This is a genomic window from Niallia oryzisoli (assembly GCF_043641075.1).
GTDB classification, from domain to species: Bacteria; Bacillota; Bacilli; order Bacillales; family Cytobacillaceae; genus Bacillus_BD; species Bacillus_BD oryzisoli_A.
Map to the genome: position 1 here is coordinate 40,563 of NZ_JBHZRC010000019.1, position 20,376 is coordinate 60,938.

The 20,376-nt window shown below is 39.8% G+C and carries 23 protein-coding genes and 2 other annotated features; all 23 genes read right to left on the reverse strand.

Annotated features, from left to right (window positions below; translation table 11 throughout):
• Positions 1-59: 59 nt before the first annotated feature.
• Positions 60-422, reverse strand: coding sequence for a 50S ribosomal protein L7/L12 (gene rplL / locus ACHUFV_RS25825; protein WP_394239279.1), 363 nt, complete (start codon positions 420-422; stop codon positions 60-62).
• A 53-nt stretch (positions 423-475) separates the two neighbouring features.
• Positions 476-976: a 50S ribosomal protein L10 gene (gene rplJ, locus ACHUFV_RS25830; protein WP_394239281.1), complete on the reverse strand. Its 501-nt coding sequence runs from the start codon at positions 974-976 to the stop codon at positions 476-478.
• A gap of 34 nt (positions 977-1,010) precedes the next feature.
• Positions 1,011-1,160: a sequence feature (ribosomal protein L10 leader region), on the reverse strand.
• A gap of 53 nt (positions 1,161-1,213) precedes the next feature.
• A complete protein-coding gene (rplA, locus tag ACHUFV_RS25835; protein ID WP_394239283.1) occupies positions 1,214-1,909 on the reverse strand; it encodes a 50S ribosomal protein L1 in 696 nt (231 codons plus the stop codon).
• A gap of 168 nt (positions 1,910-2,077) precedes the next feature.
• The gene (rplK, locus tag ACHUFV_RS25840; protein WP_016204545.1) at positions 2,078-2,503 is read right to left on the reverse strand and encodes a 50S ribosomal protein L11; all 426 of its coding nucleotides are present in this window, start codon (positions 2,501-2,503) and stop codon (positions 2,078-2,080) included.
• A 183-nt stretch (positions 2,504-2,686) separates the two neighbouring features.
• Positions 2,687-3,220 (reverse strand): transcription termination/antitermination protein NusG, encoded by a 534-nt coding sequence (nusG, locus tag ACHUFV_RS25845; protein WP_394239286.1) that lies wholly within the window; start codon positions 3,218-3,220, stop codon positions 2,687-2,689.
• A 170-nt stretch (positions 3,221-3,390) separates the two neighbouring features.
• On the reverse strand, positions 3,391-3,573 hold the full coding sequence (gene secE, locus ACHUFV_RS25850; RefSeq protein ID WP_394239288.1) for a preprotein translocase subunit SecE: 183 nt from the start codon (positions 3,571-3,573) through the stop codon (positions 3,391-3,393).
• A gap of 51 nt (positions 3,574-3,624) precedes the next feature.
• Positions 3,625-3,768 (reverse strand): 50S ribosomal protein L33, encoded by a 144-nt coding sequence (gene rpmG / locus ACHUFV_RS25855; RefSeq protein ID WP_394239290.1) that lies wholly within the window; start codon positions 3,766-3,768, stop codon positions 3,625-3,627.
• Positions 3,769-3,861: 93 nt separating this feature from the next.
• Positions 3,862-4,521, reverse strand: coding sequence for an RNA polymerase sporulation sigma factor SigH (gene sigH, locus ACHUFV_RS25860; protein ID WP_394239292.1), 660 nt, complete (start codon positions 4,519-4,521; stop codon positions 3,862-3,864).
• A 74-nt stretch (positions 4,522-4,595) separates the two neighbouring features.
• The gene (locus ACHUFV_RS25865) at positions 4,596-5,102 is read right to left on the reverse strand and encodes an NYN domain-containing protein (RefSeq protein ID WP_394239294.1); all 507 of its coding nucleotides are present in this window, start codon (positions 5,100-5,102) and stop codon (positions 4,596-4,598) included.
• Between the two features lie 2 nt (positions 5,103-5,104).
• A complete protein-coding gene (gene rlmB / locus ACHUFV_RS25870) occupies positions 5,105-5,854 on the reverse strand; it encodes a 23S rRNA (guanosine(2251)-2'-O)-methyltransferase RlmB (protein WP_394239296.1) in 750 nt (249 codons plus the stop codon).
• Positions 5,838-6,275, reverse strand: coding sequence for a Mini-ribonuclease 3 (locus tag ACHUFV_RS25875; protein WP_394239298.1), 438 nt, complete (start codon positions 6,273-6,275; stop codon positions 5,838-5,840). The genes rlmB and ACHUFV_RS25875 overlap by 17 nt, the downstream gene beginning before the upstream one ends.
• A 4-nt stretch (positions 6,276-6,279) precedes the next feature.
• Positions 6,280-7,677 (reverse strand): cysteine--tRNA ligase, encoded by a 1,398-nt coding sequence (gene cysS / locus ACHUFV_RS25880; RefSeq protein WP_394239300.1) that lies wholly within the window; start codon positions 7,675-7,677, stop codon positions 6,280-6,282.
• Positions 7,658-8,329: a serine O-acetyltransferase gene (gene cysE, locus ACHUFV_RS25885; protein WP_394239302.1), complete on the reverse strand. Its 672-nt coding sequence runs from the start codon at positions 8,327-8,329 to the stop codon at positions 7,658-7,660. Before cysE ends, cysS begins: the two co-directional genes overlap by 20 nt.
• Before the next feature lie 99 nt (positions 8,330-8,428).
• Positions 8,429-8,648, reverse strand: a binding site (T-box leader).
• Positions 8,649-8,695: 47 nt separating this feature from the next.
• Positions 8,696-10,150, reverse strand: a complete 1,455-nt coding sequence (gene gltX / locus ACHUFV_RS25890) for a glutamate--tRNA ligase (RefSeq protein ID WP_394239304.1) — start codon at positions 10,148-10,150, stop codon at positions 8,696-8,698.
• Between the two features lie 54 nt (positions 10,151-10,204).
• The gene (gene ispF, locus ACHUFV_RS25895) at positions 10,205-10,693 is read right to left on the reverse strand and encodes a 2-C-methyl-D-erythritol 2,4-cyclodiphosphate synthase (protein ID WP_394239306.1); all 489 of its coding nucleotides are present in this window, start codon (positions 10,691-10,693) and stop codon (positions 10,205-10,207) included.
• Positions 10,694-10,698: 5 nt separating this feature from the next.
• Positions 10,699-11,397, reverse strand: coding sequence for a 2-C-methyl-D-erythritol 4-phosphate cytidylyltransferase (gene ispD, locus ACHUFV_RS25900; protein WP_394239308.1), 699 nt, complete (start codon positions 11,395-11,397; stop codon positions 10,699-10,701).
• Between the two features lie 104 nt (positions 11,398-11,501).
• A complete protein-coding gene (locus tag ACHUFV_RS25905) occupies positions 11,502-12,584 on the reverse strand; it encodes a PIN/TRAM domain-containing protein (protein ID WP_394239310.1) in 1,083 nt (360 codons plus the stop codon).
• A 238-nt stretch (positions 12,585-12,822) separates the two neighbouring features.
• Positions 12,823-13,899, reverse strand: coding sequence for a DNA integrity scanning diadenylate cyclase DisA (gene disA / locus ACHUFV_RS25910; protein ID WP_394239312.1), 1,077 nt, complete (start codon positions 13,897-13,899; stop codon positions 12,823-12,825).
• A gap of 3 nt (positions 13,900-13,902) precedes the next feature.
• Entirely contained in the window at positions 13,903-15,279 is a 1,377-nt protein-coding gene (gene radA / locus ACHUFV_RS25915) for a DNA repair protein RadA (protein ID WP_394239314.1), read from the reverse strand.
• A 144-nt stretch (positions 15,280-15,423) separates the two neighbouring features.
• Positions 15,424-17,874, reverse strand: a complete 2,451-nt coding sequence (clpC, locus tag ACHUFV_RS25920; protein WP_394239316.1) for an ATP-dependent protease ATP-binding subunit ClpC — start codon at positions 17,872-17,874, stop codon at positions 15,424-15,426.
• Between the two features lie 13 nt (positions 17,875-17,887).
• Positions 17,888-18,958 carry a protein arginine kinase gene (locus ACHUFV_RS25925; protein WP_394239318.1) on the reverse strand — a complete coding sequence of 357 codons (1,071 nt, stop codon included), beginning with the start codon at positions 18,956-18,958 and terminating at the stop codon, positions 17,888-17,890.
• 1 nt (position 18,959) lies between these two features.
• Positions 18,960-19,508 (reverse strand): UvrB/UvrC motif-containing protein, encoded by a 549-nt coding sequence (locus ACHUFV_RS25930; protein ID WP_394239320.1) that lies wholly within the window; start codon positions 19,506-19,508, stop codon positions 18,960-18,962.
• Positions 19,509-19,536: 28 nt separating this feature from the next.
• Positions 19,537-19,998 carry a CtsR family transcriptional regulator gene (locus ACHUFV_RS25935; RefSeq protein WP_394239322.1) on the reverse strand — a complete coding sequence of 154 codons (462 nt, stop codon included), beginning with the start codon at positions 19,996-19,998 and terminating at the stop codon, positions 19,537-19,539.
• Positions 19,999-20,376 lie beyond the last annotated feature (378 nt).

Below are 20,376 nucleotides of genomic sequence, written 5' to 3' on the forward strand. Positions count from 1 at the left end.
ACATAAGAATAGATAGTACAAAAAAAGCTCGCTTATACAGCGAGCTTTTTGTTGGAAAATTACTTAACTTCAACGCCAGCTCCAACTTCTTCAAGCTTAGCTTTAACTTCTTCAGCTTCCTCTTTAGAAACGCCTTCTTTAACTGGCTTTGGAGTGTTGTCAACAAGTTCTTTTGCTTCTTTAAGTCCAAGACCTGTGATTTCACGTACAACTTTGATAACTTTGATTTTTTGGTCGCCTGCAGATGCAAGAACAACGTCAAATTCAGTTTTCTCTTCAGCAGCAGCACCAGCAGCACCGCCAACAACAGCTACAGGAGCTGCAGCAGTTACACCAAACTCTTCTTCGATTGCTTTTACTAGGTCATTTAATTCTAAAACAGTCATATTTTTAACTGCTTCAATGATTTGTTCTTTAGTCATGATTGAATTTCCTCCTTATTTTTGGGTTATTAATTTATCTTCATTCGATTAACTTACGCGCTTTGTTCTTCCTTTTGATCTGCAACTGCTTTTGTAGCAAGAGCAAGGTTGCGGATAGGAGCTTGAAGTACGCTGAGTAACATAGAAAGTAAACCTTCGCGAGATGGAAGTTCAGCAAGAGCTTTCACTTCTTCAACTGTAGCGATGTTTCCTTCGATAACACCTGCTTTAATTTCTAATGCTTCGTGTTTCTTAGCGAAGTCATTGATGATTTTTGCAGGAGCAACTACATCTTCATTACTGAAGGCAATCGCATTAGGACCTGTTAAATATTCATTAAGACCTGAAAGTTCAACAGAATCCGCTGCGCGACGAGTCATAGTATTTTTATATACTTTGAAGTCGATGCCAGCGTCACGAAGTTGTTTACGAAGTTCAGTTACTTCAGCAACATTTAAACCACGGTAGTCAACAACAACTGTTGATGCACTTGATTTAAGTTTTTCAGCGATTTCGTCAACGATTTGTATCTTTTTTTCAATAATGCTGCTCATCTTTACACCTCCTGTAAGAATTACTGCATTTATACCGGACAATAAAATACCTCCATACTAGAACAAAGATGGAGGTAGTATACAATAGCCGCTTAAATAACGTGCGTTTATAATCTATCGTATGACCTCGGCAGGAAATTAAGCAATTAGCACCTGCTGTCTTCGGTACAAATGAATTATATTTTAACAACAGACTCTATTATAGTAAATAGAGTCATCGTTGTCAACAATTATTTATTATTTACCTGCTGTTGCAGGATCAACTTTAACGCTTGGTCCCATAGTTGAAGTAACCGCAACGTTCTTCATGTAAGTACCTTTTGCTGCAGCTGGCTTAACTTTTACCATTGTATCGAAAATAGTATTAAAGTTTTCAACAAGCTTTTCAGTTTCAAAAGATGCTTTACCAATAGGAACATGGATATTACCAGCTTTATCAACACGGTATTCCACTTTACCAGCTTTAATTTCATTTACTGCTTTTGTAACATCAAATGTTACAGTTCCTGTTTTAGGGTTTGGCATTAAACCTTTTGGTCCTAATGTACGTCCAAGTTTACCAACTTCACCCATCATATCAGGTGTAGCAACGATTACATCAAATTCAAACCAACCTTGGCTGATTTTGTTGATGTATTCAGAATCTCCAACGTAATCTGCTCCAGCTGCTTCAGCTTCTTTCGCCTTTTCACCTTTTGCAAATACAAGAACTCTTTGTGTTTTACCAGTACCGTTAGGAAGTACAACTGCTCCACGAATTTGCTGGTCTGCTTTCTTTGGGTCTACTCCTAAACGGAATGCCACTTCTACAGATGCATCAAATTTTGTGAAACTTGTCTTCTTAACAAGTTCAACTGCCTCACCGATTGGGTAAGCCTTTGTACGGTCAACTAGCTTTGCAGCTTCTACATACTTCTTACCTTTTTTAGCCATTTTTATTTCCTCCTAAATTGTGGTTTTAGCGGAATTTCCTCCCACGTATAAAGCGAATCGCTGCTGGCCTGGCGCCTTAAGCGATATTGGTAAACAGATATAAAGGTTGCGAGTTTGAATTTATTCGCCCCCGCAACCTTTTTGTTAACCAATCATTTACCGCATGGATTAGTCTTCGATAACAATGCCCATGCTGCGTGCAGTACCTTCAACCATACGCATAGCTGCTTCAACATCTGCTGCGTTTAGATCAGGCATTTTAGTTTCAGCAATCTCGCGTACTTTGTCACGCTTAACTGTAGCTACCTTATTACGATTTGGTTCACCAGAACCAGATTCGATTCCAGCTGCTTTTTTAAGTAAAACAGCAGCAGGAGGAGTTTTCGTAATAAATGTAAATGAACGGTCCTCGAATACCGTGATTTCAACCGGAATAATTAATCCAGCTTGTTCAGCTGTACGAGCGTTAAACTCCTTACAGAATCCCATGATGTTAACACCGGCTTGACCAAGAGCAGGACCAACTGGTGGAGCTGGGTTTGCTTTAGCTGCAGGAATTTGTAATTTAACAACTTTAATTACTTTTTTAGCCACGAGACACACCTCCTTAAGTCCGTGATGTGGTAATAGGGGCTCTCTTTTTTGAGTCCCTCCCACTCAATCTATAGTCTCTATTTTTAAAATAAGAAACTTTATTAGCGTCCTGAGTTTTTTACTCGGGACATACTGACCTTTGAAATATTACCACTTTTTCATTTCGATTTCAAGTTCTTCATGTTATATTTTTTCAACTTGTGTATATTCAAGCTCTACCGGCGTATCCCGACCAAACATATTAACGAGTACTTTGATCTTCGCTTTATCTTTATCAATTTCTTCAATAGAGCCTTCAAAGTTAGCAAACGGTCCTTCCTTCACCTTCACTATTTCACCGATTTCAAAATCAATATCCACTCTTCTTTCATCTACACCTAAATGCTTAAGAATGGAATTAATTTCATCTGATAGCAATGGAGTTGGTTTTGAACCTGCACCCGCTGATCCAACAAAGCCTGTAACACCTGGCGTGTTTCGTACTACATACCAAGAATCATCAGTCATAACCAATTCGACTAATACATAACCAGGAAATACCTTTCTCTTAACGACCTTTTTCTTTCCATTTTTTACATCTGTTTCTTCTTCTTCCGGTACAATGACTCTGAAAATCTTATCCTGCATGGCCATTGATTCAACCCGTTTTTCTAAATTTGCCTTTACTTTGTTCTCATAACCTGAGTAAGTATGGACAACATACCAATTTTTTTCCATTCAAGGGGACTATACGTCCTTCCCTCCCTGTAAATTTATGTTTTCATTGTCTTTCAAACTAACGTAATAGAGGATGAAAAACGTTTCTTTACAAACCAAAAAACCCGTTTCCGGGCTTTGTAAGTTTTCCTTCTGTTTCTATCCCCCATTATACCATCAGTTGCTGGGAGTTATTCAAGAATTAAACGAATCAATTCAGAAATACCTAAGTCAATGACAGCGAAAAAGAGTGAAAAGAATGTCACAGTAGCAATAACAGTAACCGTGTAGCTGGTAAGGTCCTTACGTTTTGGCCAACTGACCTTTCTCATTTCACGTCCAACTTCACGGAAAAATTTCACGATGCGTTGCATTTCGTAACCTCCAAACTGAAGTGTTGCTTTTTTCCTATCTATGAAAAGTCGCTATTTTGTTTGACGGTGTACTGTATGAGCCTGACATTGGTCACAATGCTTTTTCAACTCAAGACGTTCCGAGTCTTTTTTACTCATGGTTGTGTAGTTTCGCGAACCACACTCTGAACATGCAAGGATAACTTTTTTTCTCATTTTGCACCCACTATAGCTTCTTTTATATCTATAAAAATGTAACACGGTGACTAGGTCATGTCAATAACAGGTAATTTCAGACACATATTGTTGCTATTGTGAGAACTCTCTGATTTCTAAGTAGCGTTCTAGCTTTCGTTTGACACGCTGCAGGGCATTATCAATTGATTTAACATGTCGATTTAGTTCTTCTGATATTTCCTGATAAGACTGCCCGTCCAAATAAAGAGCGAGCACCTTTCTTTCGAGGTCGCTCAACAGCTCAGCCATTTTTACTTCTATATGATCAAACTCTTCCTGGTTAATAATTAATTCTTCTGGATCTAATACCTTTGCTCCTGATATAACGTCCATTAACGTGCGATCGGATTCTTCATCATAAATTGGCTTATCTAATGACACATAGGAATTCAATGGAATGTGCTTTTGCCTTGTAGCCGTTTTAATAGCGGTAATGATTTGTCTTGTTATACAGAGCTCTGCGAAAGCCTTGAAGGATGACAGCTTGTCCTCTTTGAAATCACGTATTGCTTTAAATAAACCAATCATGCCTTCCTGAACAATATCCTCCCGATCCGCCCCAATTAAAAAATATGATCTCGCTTTGGCCCGCACGAAATTTCGATACTTATGTATCAAAAAATCAAGTGCTTCAGTCTCTCCCTTATGCACTAAATCAATAATCTCTTCATCCTCAAGTTGCAAATATTGAACGTTACTGTCGTTAAGCTTCGTCCCGATGTAAGAATTCAACACAGATCCCCCCGACCGCAAAAGCATGATTAGAGTTATTATACAGCACACATTTTTCCAACGTCAACCAATCATTACCGTTCTCGACGCCATTTTTCGAAAATTTCAGCCAATTCTTTACTTAACGGAATTTTGGACAACGGTTTTTTTTCTTCGATCTTCTTCACTTTTCTTTCAATGCCCTTTTCGATTAATTCCATTTCGATGAGCAGTTCTCTTGCCGACTTACGTAGAGCACCTTGTCCAAAAATGGCCCACTGCTCTGTATAATCTGATGTTGCCACATGGATCTGTGTTCTACGATTGCTTAACGCAATGGCAAGCCGTTCAATTCTTTCATCCGCCGTTTCATTTTCCTTTGTAAAAATGACCTCAACCTGATAATTATTATACTTTTTCTCAATCCCTTGTACCCCGTAGGCGTCAAATACAATAATCACCCGGTAGCCTGTATAGGCCTGGTACTCCGCCATTTTTTCAACCAATAAATCCCTTGCAGCCGCTAAATCTTTATTTTTAAATTCCTGCAGGTCAGGCCATGCACCGATTATGTTATATCCGTCCACCAGCAAAATATTCATTTTTATCCCTCAAGTGGGTTACGTTTTCGATAAACCTCATACATTAGAAGTGCAGCAGCAACTGATGCATTAAGTGACGTTACCTTTCCAGCCATAGGCAGCCTGATTAGAAAATCACATTTATCCCGAACAAGCCTTCCCATGCCTTTCCCTTCACTGCCTATCACTAGACCAAGTGGCATCGCCCCATCAAATTGCCGATAATCTTCTTTCCCCTTAGCATCTGTTCCCACTATCCAAATGCCTCTTTCTTTTAGTTCGTCAATCGTTCTAGCCATATTTGTAACCCGTACAACTGGAATATGCTCAATCGCACCTGTCGAAGCCTTTGCCACCGTAGCGGTTAAGCCTACTGCACGGCGTTTTGGAATAATAATTCCATGGGCACCGGTTGCATCAGCGGTTCTCATAATAGAGCCCAGATTATGAGGGTCCTCAATTTCATCCAGAAGCAGAAAGAAGGGTGTTTCATTCTTCTTTTCTGCATTTGCAAATAAATCATCAATCTCTGCATATTGATAAGCTGCAACCTGCGCCAATACACCTTGGTGATTTCCCTCTACCAAACTATCCAATTTCTTTTTCGGTACAAATTGTACGAGAACATTTAACTCCTTTGCCATGCCCGTAATTTGCTGCATTTGCCCGCGTTGTGATCCTTCTGCAATCAGGATTTTGTTGATATCCCGCTCAGATTTTAATGCTTCAATAACAGGGTTTTTCCCCATGATGTAATCATGCTCTTGCACCATGTGATCCTTCTCCTTTCATATCATCAATCAGTTGAAAGGTATGGAGTATGATCTCCTCCAGCCTTTCTGTATTCCCAGCAAGATATAATGAGCCAAGCAGTGCTTCAAATGCCGTACTGTACCGGTAGGTTTGCACATCTGTATTTTTGGGTACGGAACCCGATTTAGCATTCCGTCCCCTTTTAATAATGGCTATTTCCTCGTCCCCGAAATAACCTTCCTCCATCATTTGATGAAGCACACCCGATTGAGCTTTAGCTGAAACATAACGCGTCGCGGCTTTGTGAAGTAAGTGCGGCTTAACATGCCCGTTTTGCAGCAAATGATATCTTACATATGTTTCAAAAATGGCATCTCCCATATAGGCAAGAGCGAGGCTGTTTAAAAGCTTCTCATTTACCTTTTGTTCATATTGCAGCATTTCATTAGCCTCTTTTCCATCTTGTACCTTGTGGTGTATCTTCTAAAATAATATTTAAATCCTTTAATTGATCACGAATTTGATCTGCTAATTGGAAGTCACGGTCTTTACGAGCTTGGATTCTTTTTTCAATCAATGCCTCAATTTCCTCATCTAGAAGAGCTTCTTCCTTTAACTGCAGCCCTAATACATTTGATAGATCTTCAAACAGCTTCATGAAACGCTCAATGACGCTTGTGTCTGTATTTTTCTCCATTAAATAACGATTAGCAAGGCTTGATAGCTCAAAAAGAACGGAAATGGCATTAGCCGTATTAAAATCGTCATCCATTTGTTGAATAAATTGCTCACGCAAACCATTCATATCCTCGATCCATGCATTATCATTATCTGTTAGGTTCGTGCTGGCCTCTTTACGGTGACTCAAGTTTTGGTAGGACGTTTTTATTCTCTCTAAAGCATTACGTGTATTATCTAATAGCTCATCACTGTAATTGATTGGATGACGGTAGTGAACGGACAGCATAAACAAACGCAGCACTTGCGGATTATGTCTTTTAATAATGTCATGTACAAGCACGAAATTTCCAAGAGATTTTGACATTTTCTCATTATCAATATTGATATACCCATTATGCATCCAATAGCGGGCAAATGGTTTGCCTGTTAACGCCTCAGATTGTGCAATTTCATTTTCATGATGCGGGAAGGTTAAATCCTGTCCGCCTGCATGGATATCAATTGTATCGCCCAGGTATTTTCTTGCCATCGCAGAGCATTCAATATGCCAGCCAGGTCTTCCTTTTCCCCAAGGACTTTCCCAATAGATTTCTCCCTCTTTGGCAGCCTTCCAAAGAGCAAAATCCAATGAATCCTGTTTCTTCTCGCCAACTGCAATACGAGCTCCGACACGCAGCTCATCAATCGATTGCTGTGAAAGCTTCCCATATTCATCGAATCGACGGGTATGAAAATAGACATCTCCTTCAGACTCATAGGCATAGCCTTTCTCAATTAAGGTTTTAATAAAATCAATAATAATATCCATATTCTCTGTTACACGGGGATGAATATCTGCTTTTTTGCAGCCCAATGCACTGACATCCTCAAAATAGGCCTCGATAAAACGGTTTGCAATTGTTGGTACATCTTCTCCAATTTCATTAGCTGCCCGGATTAATTTATCATCTACATCTGTAAAATTAGAAATATAGCGGACATCATAGCCGCGGAATTCTAAATATCTTCTAACAGTATCAAACACAATAGCTGGGCGTGCATTACCGATATGGATATAGTTATAAACCGTCGGTCCGCACACATACATTTTTACTTTTCCATCCTCAAGAGGAATAAAGTCCTCCTTTTTTCTTGTAAGAGTATTATAAATTTGAATAGTCATGCTGATTGAAGCTCCTTTCCTTCCTTAGGTCTTCCAATTCTAACTTTAATTTCGTAATTTCTTCCTGCAATTCATTTAACCGATCGGAGACAGGGTCTGGCAAATTGGCATGGTTTAAATCCTTATTAACCTTCACTCCAGCCTGCACCTTTACACGTCCTGGTATGCCTACAACCGTTGAATCAGCCGGAACATCTTTTAGAACGACTGACCCAGCACCAATTTTTGCATTCTCCCCAATAACAATGTTACCCAATACTTTAGCACCTGTTGCAATTAATGCGTTATCTTTTACGGTTGGATGACGTTTACCCTTCTCTTTCCCTGTACCGCCTAATGTTACTCCTTGATAAATGGTCACGTTATCACCGATTTCACACGTTTCTCCAATGACAACTCCCATTCCATGGTCAATAAAAAGCCGTCTACCAATTTTTGCACCGGGATGGATTTCTATTCCGGTAAAAAATCTGCTTACCTGTGAAACCACCCTTGCTAGAAAGAAAAACTTCTTTTTGTGTAAAGAATGAGCAAATCGATGTGACCATATGGCGTGTAGTCCTGAATAGGTTAGGATAACCTCTATATAACTTCTCGCCGCTGGGTCTTGCTCAAAAATAACCTGGACATCCTCTTTTAGATTTTTAAACACTGCTATCCCTCCCCTTTTGAAAAGTGCAAGCACCTTGCCATCTTTAGGCATGGCACCGGACACTGCTCGTAAAAATAAAAAAAGCGTCCCTGTCATAAAGACAGAGACGCTTGCGCGCGGTTCCACTCTGTTTAAGCCTCAAAGGAGACCTCCACTCTGCCCTGGTAACGGAGGGAACCGCCCATATCTACTATTCTAAAGTTCGACACAGGACTCTGAGACGCATTCAAAAAATGAGGGGCTTAAACCACTTTCAGCCGATGATGGTTCTCTCTAGCAAAAGCATCATTTTTTTACTCTTTCTCATCAACATTTTAACCAATATTCTCATACATTTACTATATTACACTTTTATGAATATGTTAATCAAATTATATTCATTACACGAGCATTTACTTTTTCTTTTCCTAAAAGCTCGATTGCTTTCATTAAATCAGGGCCATGTGTTTGTCCGGTAGTAGCAACCCTGATAGGCATAAAGAGGTTCTTCCCCTTATGGCCGGTAGACTTTTGTACTGCTTTTACAGCCTTCTTAATTTCATCTGCTGTAAAGGACTCCAGACTCTCTATTTCATGTAAAAACGCGGCTAAAACCTCTGGTACTTGCTCGCCTGAAATAATTTCCTTCGCTTCTTCATCCATAGAGACGATGTCCGTAAAGAATAGCTCTGAAAGCTCAACAATATCAGCTCCACAGCTCATTTTTTCCTGATTAAGGGCAATTAGCTCACGAGCCCATGTATTTTCCTCTTCCGTTCTTGTTTCCTTTACATAACCAGCCTTAACTAAATGTGGTAAAGCAAGCTCAACGACACGATCAAGCTCAATCTTTTTCATGTATTGGTTATTCATCCAAGCAAGCTTTTGTTTATCAAATAAAGCTGGAGACTTGGAAAGACGGCTGCTATCAAAGATATTAATAAACTCTTCGCGTGTGAAAATTTCTTCCTCCCCTTCAGGAGACCAGCCTAATAGAGCGATAAAGTTAAATAAAGCTTCTGGAATATATCCAAGCTCTTCGTATTGCTCAATAAATTGAATAATACTTTCATCACGTTTACTAAGCTTTCTTCGGCTTTCATTTACAATAAGAGTCATATGACCGAAAGTAGGACGCTCCCAGCCCAAAGCATCATAAATCATTAATTGCTTTGGCGTATTGGAAATATGATCATCACCGCGTAAAACATGGGAGATTTCCATTAAATGATCATCAACGGTTACCGCAAAATTATAGGTAGGAATTCCGTCTTTTTTCACAATAACATGATCGCCAATGCCGTCACTTTCAAATGAGACATTCCCCTTCACCATATCATCCCATGCGAATACCTGGCCTTCTGGAACTCTAAAACGGATGCTCGGTTCTCTTCCTTCCTCTTCAAGACGCTTTTGGTCTTCAGGTGTTAAATGACGACATTTGCCAGAATAAAGCGGATTTTCATTTCTTGCAACCTGCTCCTCACGTTCCTTTTCCAGCTCTTCAGGCGTACAATAGCATTTATAGGCCTTTCCATTCTCAAGAAGCTCATTATAATATTTTTGATAAATGTCATTTCTCTCTGATTGACGGTATGGGCCATATTCTCCTCCAATATCGACACCCTCATCCCAATCCATGCCAAGCCATTTTAAATATTTAAGCTGACTCTGTTCTCCGCCTTCAATGTTACGCTTTTGATCCGTATCTTCAATACGGATAATAAACTTCCCATTTTGATTTCGCGCAAACAGATAATTAAATAACGCTGTACGAGCATTACCAATATGCAGATGTCCAGTTGGACTCGGTGCATAACGTACTCGGATTTCGTTTGCCATAGCCTTCACGCCTCCAGTAAAAAATACAATTTAACTTATTTTCGTATGTATATCTTAGTCAGAATACCCTAATTTTCTCAATAAGACAACCGCCTGTGCGGCAATCCCTTCCCCTCGTCCAGTAAATCCTAGTTTTTCAGTGGTTGTTGCTTTTACATTAATATTCTTAGGTTCCGTCTCCAATAAAAAGGCAATTCTCTCCTTCATCGGAACGATATAAGGAGCCATTTTTGGTTTTTGGGCAATAATGGTACAGTCTGCATTCACCAGCTCGTACCCGTGCTCCTTCACAATACCCCAAACATGCCGGAGCAGCTTACTTGAATCAGCATCCTTAAAGTTAGGATCCGTATCGGGAAAGTGTCTGCCAATATCCCCTTCTCCAATTGCTCCCAAACAAGCATCTGCAACTGTATGTAACAGTACATCTGCATCAGAATGACCCAGAAGCCCCTTCTCATACGGAATCGTAATTCCGCCGATAATCAGGTCCCTGTTTTCTGCAAACTGATGTACATCAAAGCCCTGTCCAATTCGAAACATATCTATTAACTCCTTTTTGTCATACTTCTGCGCTTACGAATAATAGTCTCTGCAAAAAATAAATCCTCTGGTGTCGTGAGCTTAATGTTGTCATAATTCCCTTCTACAATCATTACATCATGACCAATCCGCTCAACTAGACTGGCATCATCCGTTCCTAAAAAGCCTTCTTCCTCTGCCCATTCATATGCTTGGCGCAAGAGGGACATACGAAAAGCTTGTGGAGTTTGGATTGCCCACAAGCTGGAACGTTCAACCGTCTCTATTACTTTATCATCCTTTACCTTTTTCACCGTGTCCTTAACTGGAACGGCCAGTACAGCTGCACCATGCAGCTCTGCAGATGAAACAAGGGAATGGATTTGATTACAATCAATAAACGGACGCGCCCCGTCATGCACGAGAACAATTCCATTTCCTTGTAAGGTTTTAACCCCATTGTATATGCTGTGCTGTCTTTCCGGTCCACCGGGAACAAAGCAAATGACCTTCGTTATACCATACTTCGTTAACAGACTGTGAAACTCCTTTTCATCTTGTTCATTAACAGCAAGAATAACTCCAGCGCAATTTTCGTCCCCTTCAAAAACCTTCAACGTATAAATAAAAACCGGAACACCCTCCAGCTCAAGCAAGAGTTTATTTTTCCCCGCTCCCATTCTTTTCCCCTGACCTGCTGCAGGGATAATGACTTGATAAGGCATAACCTGAGCTCCTATCTATGTATGCATGAAAACGCCGGAGTGAACTGCCGGCGCTTCGAGCTTATTCATGTCAGCTCAACATACATGAATTGTTTAACTAACCTTTAGAGTGCCTTTTCTAATAATTTAGGCTTTGCAAAAATCATCCTGCCTGCAGATGTTTGCAAAACACTAGTTACAAGTACATCAAGATGCTTACCAATATAATCACGGCCATCTTCTACAACGATCATGGTACCGTCGTCCAGATAAGCAACTCCCTGGTTATGTTCTTTTCCATCTTTGATGACCTGGACATGCATTTCCTCTCCCGGAAGCACTACTGGTTTTACTGCATTCGCTAAATCATTAATATTCAAAACAGACACCTGTTGCAGCTCACAAACTTTATTTAAATTAAAGTCATTAGTCACGACGACGCCATTTGTGATTTTTGCCAGCTTCACAAGCTTGCTGTCCACCTCTTGAATTTCATCAAAATCGCCTTCATAGATTTCCACTTTAATCGCAAGTTCCTTTTGGATGCGATTTAATATATCAAGTCCTCTGCGTCCCCTGTTTCTTTTTAACACATCAGAGGAATCAGCGATATGCTGAAGCTCAGCCAGAACAAACTGAGGAATCACAATCGTTCCTTCCAAAAAGCCTGTTTGACAGATATCTGCAATTCTACCATCGATAATAACACTCGTATCAAGAATCTTCAAAGCATTTTTACTCTCTTTTTCCGGTTCTTCTTCCGGTGTCTTTTTCCTCTTATTTGCTAAAAGGCCCAGCCATTCATCCCGCTTTTTAAATCCAACTGAAAATCCTAAATAACCAAATATTAGCGTCAGCAAAATCGGAGCAACTGTATTTAATATAGGTACTTCAATGGCATTAAGAGCATAGCCAATTAAAAAGGCAATAATAAGTCCAAAAGCAAGCCCTAAACTACCAAAAATAATATCTGTAATTGGTGCTCTTACTAATGTCTCTTCAAGCCACTTTACAAAATTCACTACATAGTCAATTGCCCAAAACGTTATAAAGTAAAAAATAATAGAACCTAGAATGACGGATACATATGGATTATTAATAAGAGGAATGTCATGTAAATTAACTAGTCTTAATAAGTCAGGGATTAAAAGGAGTCCCAGTGTTCCTCCAATAATGAGGAAACACGCTTGAACTATTCGTTTTAACATTCCTTCACCTCCTTTTTATTCATTATAAACAATTTGCAAAAAACGAAACCTATTTACATATATATTTTACTTTTTTTAATCAATAAAATTTTTTTATTCTTATCCATGTACTGTACTATGCTCTTTTAGATTAGCACCCTCTAAAAGAATGTGTCAAATAATTAATTTTCTATTTTAACACAATACAATAATTAGTTCAATAGTCTTTTTCTTTATAGGTATCGTTATACCTATAGAATCACTTGAAGCTACGATCAGCAAAGAATTGGTCCTTTAATAGCTTTAAGCCATCCTTAATTTTTCTTGCCCTTACGTCACCGATTCCCTCCACTTCATCCAATTCAGCTACAGATGCTTTAATAATGGATGGAAGATCATGAAAACGATCAATCAAATTTTCAATGATTACCGGCGGTAACCGAGGTATTTTCCTAAGAATTCGGTATCCACGAGGGCTTTTCACCTCATCAAGGTGGACATAGCCCTGATAGCCGAACTGCTTTAAGACAAGATTGTCCTCAATTACCTCCATATGGGCAAACTCATGCAGTTTTTTCATGACTTCACTAACGTTTACATTTCTTGAATAAGCGTAATCCTTAATAATCAGCTTTGCTTCTTTCTCCATATCAATTAGAAGCTCATTCATTTGAAGCTGAATAAGCCTTCCTTCTGTTCCTAATTCACTTAAATAGTTCAGTAATTCATTTTTAATTCTTAGCACCATTGTAAATCGATGCAGTGTCTGTAAAATATCGCTATAGGTGACAAGCTCTTCAAACTCCAAGATACTTAAATTGGTTACGCTTTGTTCTAATACTGCTTTATATTTCTCCAATGTTTGCACTGCTTGATTGGCCTTTGCCAGGATAACCGCAATCTCCCGGAGCGCATACCTGAACTGACCTTGATAAAGGGTAATAACATTTCTTCTTTGTGAAATAGCAATGACTAGAGCACCCGTCTGTTTCGCAACCCTCTCTGCCGTGCGGTGACGCATACCAGTTTCAGAGGAGGGGATATTCGTATCAGGATCTAATTGAGCGTTCGCAATTAAAATCTCACTGCCTGACTCATTCAAAATAATGGCTCCATCCATCTTGGATAGTTCATACAAATAGCTCGGCGAAAATGGGCATTGAATCTTAAAACCTCCATTAACAAGCGTCTTAACCTTTTCATCACAGCCTAACACAATTAATCCACCTGTATTAGCTCGAAGAACATTATCAATTCCTTCCCGAATAGGCGTTCCAGGGGCCATAAATTGTAAGATTTTACTCATTGTTTGATCGCCAGACTTTTTGATTTCCACTCTTTATCCCCCTAAAGCAGCTTTTAGTGCTTCACCAACAGAAGCTACTCCAATTAATTCAATCCCTTCTGGTCCTTTCCATCCGCCAAGATTGTTCTCTGGCAGGATAATACGCTCAAAGCCAAGCTTTGCAGCTTCCTGTACCCGCTGTTCAATTCGGGAAACCCGTCTAACCTCACCCGTTAGACCTACCTCTCCAATCACACAATCTGTCGGTCTAGTAGGCTTATCGCGGAAGCTGGAAGCGATGCTTACGGCAACTGCCAAATCAATGGCTGGTTCATCTAATTTAACGCCGCCCGCCACCTTTAAATAGGCATCCTGATTTTGGAGTAGCAGCCCGACTCGTTTTTCTAGCACCGCCATGAGAAGCGGGACACGATTATGATCGATACCGGTCGCCATTCTTCGCGGGTTTCCAAAGCTTGTCGGTGAAATAAGCGCCTGAATTTCCACCAGTACAGGTCTTGTTCCTTCCATTGATGCAACGACCGTGGACCCCGCAGCACCTTGAGAACGTTCTTCTAAAAAAATTTCTGAAGGATTTGCTACTTCCTCTAGACCTGCTTCTTTCATCTCGAAAATCCCCATCTCGTTTGTCGACCCAAACCGGTTTTTCACAGCACGAAGAATACGATATGTATGATGGCGTTCACCTTCAAAATATAAAACAGTATCAACCATATGCTCTAGTAATCGAGGACCGGCAATGGACCCTTCCTTTGTAACATGACCGACAATGAAAATCGCAATCCCTTTTGTTTTACCAATTCTCATCAGTTCGGACGTACATTCACGTACCTGTGAGACACTACCCGGGGCAGAGGTAATTTCAGGATGATAGACTGTTTGTATCGAGTCTACAATGACAAAGTCAGGACGAACGTTCTCAATTGTACGGCTAATTTCCTCCAGACTCGTTTCAGCATATACAAGCAGATTATCAGAGGATATTCCTAGACGGTCTGCTCTCAGCTTTGTCTGACGCAGAGATTCTTCCCCGGATATATATAACACAGAGTGTTTTTTTTGTGCCAATTGTGAGGAAACCTGTAGCAACAAGGTTGACTTACCTATTCCAGGGTCTCCTCCTATCAGAACAAGTGAACCTCTAACAATTCCGCCGCCTAATACTCGATTTAACTCATTAGAATCCGTATATATTCTTGCTTCGTTGACGGTTTCCACCGCGGTTATCGGCGTTGGCTTTGCAGCAATCTTTGATTCCTCCGAATGCGCAAATGCCCCTCTTCTAGAAGAAGCCTTTTCCACTTCCTCTACCATACTATTCCAGTTTCCACAACCAGGACATTTCCCCATCCATTTAGGTGATTCATATCCGCATTCATTACAAATAAATTTCGTTTTTCTTTTAGCCACTTGCTTTTCTTCACTTCCTTAGGACATTACCTATTCTATTTTGTCTAGAAGTATAGTATACGGGTTTTCTACGAGAATGAGTACTTATTGCATTTTACTAAAAAGAGGTACACGTATTATTTCCGTGTACCTCTTGCTGTAATCTTAGTTTTGTAATTGTGATTCAGGCTGTGGTTCTGATGCTTTGATTGTAAATTCTTCATTTACAACATCAATAATTACATCTTGACCAGTTAGAACAGTTCCCTTTAGCAGCTCCTCTGACAAACGATCCTCAATATGCTTTTGAATCGCTCTGCGAAGCGGGCGGGCACCGTACTCAGGGTCATACCCTTCAACTGAAATTTTTTCTAATGCAGCATCAGTCAGCCTCAATGTAATGTTCTGCTCTTTTAAACGTTTTGTTAATTGTTCAGACATTAAAGAGACAATTTCCTTCAGGTGTTTCTTCTCTAATGCATGGAATACGATGATTTCATCAATACGGTTCAGGAATTCTGGACGGAATGCCTTTTTAAGCTCCTCCATTACCTTACCCTTCATATCCTTATAATCCTGGTTAGCATCTTGAATGTTAAATCCAACATATTTATTTCTTTGTAAAGCAGATGCTCCAACGTTAGATGTCATAATTAAGACGGTATTTCGGAAGTCCACTGTGCGTCCCTTAGAATCCGTTAATCTTCCATCCTCTAATACTTGAAGAAGTATATTAAAGACATCCGGATGAGCCTTTTCAATTTCATCCAACAGGACGACAGAATATGGTTTTCTTCTCACTTTTTCAGTCAGCTGACCGCCTTCCTCATAGCCGACATAGCCTGGAGGTGATCCAACAAGTCTTGAAGTGGAATGCTTTTCCATGTATTCGGACATATCGATCCGAATCATGGCATCTTCATCGCCAAACATTGCTTCAGCTAATGCACGCGCTAATTCCGTTTTACCTACACCAGTTGGTCCAAGGAATACGAATGATCCGATTGGACGCTTAGGATCCTTTAAGCCAGCACGTGCACGGCGAACAGCTTTGGAAATAGCAATGACAGCTTCCTCCTGACCAATAACACGTGAATGAAGAATTTCTTCTAGCTTCAATAATTTATCCGTTTCTGTTTGCTGAAGTTTTGAAACAGGAATTCCAGTCCAGCTTGATACAACACTTGCAATATCATCAACTGTTACTTCGCTGTTTTCTTTTCCTTGCTTTTCCTTCCAAATCTTCTTCGTTTCCTCTAGCTGTTCACGAAGGCGCTGCTCTGAGTCTCGTAAAGAAGCAGCTTTTTCAAATTCCTGGCTTTGAACGGCTGCATCCTTTTCCTTTCGCACTTCTTCAAGCTTTACTTCCAGCTCCTTTAAATTAGGCGGTGTTGTATAAGAGCGAAGACGAACCTTTGAACCAGCTTCATCAATTAAATCAATTGCCTTATCCGGAAGGAAACGGTCAGAAATGTAACGGTCAGATAATTTAACAGCTGCTTCAATGGCATCATCTGTGATGGATACTCTATGATGCGCCTCATATCTGTCACGCAGCCCTTTTAAAATTTGAATGGATTCATCTGCAGTCGGTTCATCAACCATGATTGGCTGGAATCGTCTTTCTAAAGCGGCATCCTTCTCAATATATTTACGGTATTCATCTAATGTCGTTGCACCGATACATTGCAGCTCTCCACGGGCAAGTGACGGCTTTAGAATATTTGATGCGTCAATAGCTCCTTCAGCTCCGCCAGCCCCAATCAATGTATGCAGCTCATCAATGAATAATATAATATTACCTGCCTGGCGAATTTCATCCATTACTTTCTTTAAACGGTCTTCAAACTCACCGCGATATTTTGTACCTGCTACGACTGTTCCCATATCAAGCGTCATAACGCGTTTGTTACGGAGGATTTCCGGCACTTCATTATTTACGATTTGCTGTGCAAGTCCTTCAGCAATTGCCGTTTTACCTACCCCTGGTTCACCAATAAGGACAGGGTTATTCTTTGTACGTCTACTTAACACTTCGATTACACGTTGAATTTCTTTGCTTCGCCCAATTACCGGGTCTAAGCTTCCTTCACGAGCAATAACGGTTAAGTCACGGGCTAAGCTGTCAAGAGTAGGTGTGTTAGCACTTGCTGCAGAACCACCCTGATGTGCGCCGGATTCGTTGCTGCCAAGCAGCTGCAATACTTGCTGGCGGGCTTTATTTAAGCTAACACCTAGATTATTTAGTACACGTGCTGCAACGCCTTCGCCTTCACGAATAAGTCCAAGCAAGATATGCTCAGTTCCAACATAGGAGTGTCCCAGCTTTCTTGCCTCATCCATTGATAGTTCGGTTACTTTCTTTGCTCGTGGTGTGTAATGAATGGACCCGGCTGCATCCTGGCCTCTGCCAATCAAATCTTCAACTTCCTTCTGAATTTTCTCTGAGCTGAGTCCTAATGCATACAATGCTTTTGCTGCTATTCCCTCGCCCTCACGGACAAGCCCTAATAAAATATGCTCTGTTCCAATATTATTATGACCTAATCGTATCGCTTCTTCCTGGGCTAAAGCCAGCACCTTTTGAGCTCTTTCTGTAAATCGTCCAAACATCATGTCCACTTCCTCCCTACTCTTGTTTTTCTAAATTTAATCTTTCTCTTATGAGAGTAGCCCGACGAATATCCCGTTCATTTGGCCTTAATGGACCACCGGCATATTGCTGTAGAAAACCAGGCTGTGTTAATATCATCAATTCATTTAATATATTTTGGGAAATATTTTTTATATAACCCATGTCAATACCAAGCCTAACATCTGATAAGCATCTAGCTGCTTCTTTTGTTTCGATGATTCTGCTATTTGCTAAAACTCCATAGGATCGGTAAACCCTATCTTCTAACTGTATATTTGATGTCTTAGATAATGCGTCACGGGCTGAACGCTCCTGTGAAACTATCTGACTTACTACACTTATTAAGTCGTCTACAATGTCCTCCTCAGATTTACCTAAGGTAATCTGGTTAGAAACTTGAAAGATGTTACCTAATGCTTCGCTACCCTCTCCATAAATTCCTCTAACAACTAACCCGAGTTGATTAATTGCTGGGATAATACGGCTCATTTGCTGTGTAAGAACAAGTCCCGGAAGATGCATCATTACAGAAGCCCGAAGCCCAGTCCCAACATTAGTTGGACAGCTTGTTAAATAGCCAACTGTTTCATCAAATGCGTAGGTAACATAATCCTCTATCCAGTCATCAATTTCATTCGCCATAGCCAATGCTTCTTGAAGCTGCAAGCCCGGGAATAAACATTGTATTCTAATATGATCTTCTTCATTAATCATTACACTGATTTTTTCATTTTCTGAAAGTAAGCATGCTCCATGGTTCGCATCTTCTGCAAGATTAGGGCTTATTAAATGTTTTTCTACTAATACTCTCTTTTGAAGAGGTTGAAGATCTTGCATGATGAGTAAATCCATTTCACCAGCTTTTGTAAAAGGATGACTCTGCATCTTATTTTTGATTATTTGAATAATTTCTAAGGCTTCTTCATTTGAATATAAAAGCGGAAATCTGTATTGATTTATATTGCGAGCTAACCGTATTCTCGAACTTAAGACAATATCAGAATCAGGGCCTTCAGCGCTCATCCAAGAGCTTACAGCTTGATTCAAAAAACGCTCCAGCGACAAGTTATTCCCCTCCTCTAGCAGTTTCATCTAATTTTCGATCTAATGAGCGGATCTCGTCTCTAATAATTGCTGCTTTTTCAAACTCTTCATTTGATATTAAATCTTGAAGCTGCTGCTTTAACTCTCCAATACTTTTCATAATATGCATTGAACCGCCAATCCTTTTGGGTATTTTGCCTTTATGAGAAGAGTTACCGCTGTGTAGTCGTTTGTAAATTGGCTTTAGTTGATTTTTAAATGTGGTATAGCAGTTAGAGCACCCAAATCTACCGTTTTTAATAAACTGTGGAAATGTCATTTTACAATGCTCACATTGTAATATTTCCTGTTTTTCAAATGGGTTTTGTTGGGCCTGTTGAATCTTTGGTTCTATATTGAACAACCCTGCTAATATATTATTTATCGAAAATCCTGATGGATTAGCAAGCATAAACATTTCGCCTTTTTCTGATGCACACTTTTCACAAAGGTGAAATTCCTCTTTTTGGCCATTCACTATTTTTGTAAAATGAAGTGTTGCCGGTCGCTGATTACATTCCTGACATACCATGGTATCCACCTCTTTACCAACTAATCATTTATTTATATTTTAATGTTTGAAGCATAGCTTTCAACATTCTTGCTCGTAATTCGTCACGATGGGGAAGATCAATATATAAAACAGATCGATCAATCACACTCAACATGATTCTTGCCTCTCGGTCCGTAATGATTCCTTCTTCAACAATGCGGAAAATGACATCCTCTGCACTGCCTTGAGTCACTCGGTTTTGAATTAGATTCATCAATTGTTCAATTAAATCAGCATGGTCATATGACTGGACTTTTATAATTCTGATATAACCTCCGCCACCTCGCTTGCTCTCAACAACATAGCCCTTTTCTACTGTAAATCGTGTATTGATAACATAATTTATTTGTGAAGGAACGCATTGGAATTTATCGGCTATTTCATTACGTTTGATCTCTACTATTTCTTTCTCACTCATCTCTAAGACTTGTTTTAAGTAGTTTTCAATAATATCCGAGATGTTTCTCACCAAGCTTCCTCCTTTCTGACTTTGACTATATTTGACTTTTATTATACATGATTTACATGACTTCTGGCAAATAATCAGACTTTAGTAATTTTCCCATTTTCTGCTTTTCTCAAACCCTGCAGAAATCGAATTCTTAGTATATGTATATGTTAGATGTCGATAAAATGACCAATCTGTCTGTTATTTTGGAAATGGATAGTCTTTTTGTAGAATAGAAAAACTGCATGGTGTGAAGTCCATGCAGTTTTTCTGTTTCTATTTTAAAGAGAACACAAAAAAAGAGTACCCTATTGGATACTCCCTTGCTTGGCGGCGTCCTACTCTCACAGGGGTAAGACCCCAACTACCATCGGCGCTGAGAAGCTTAACTTCCGTGTT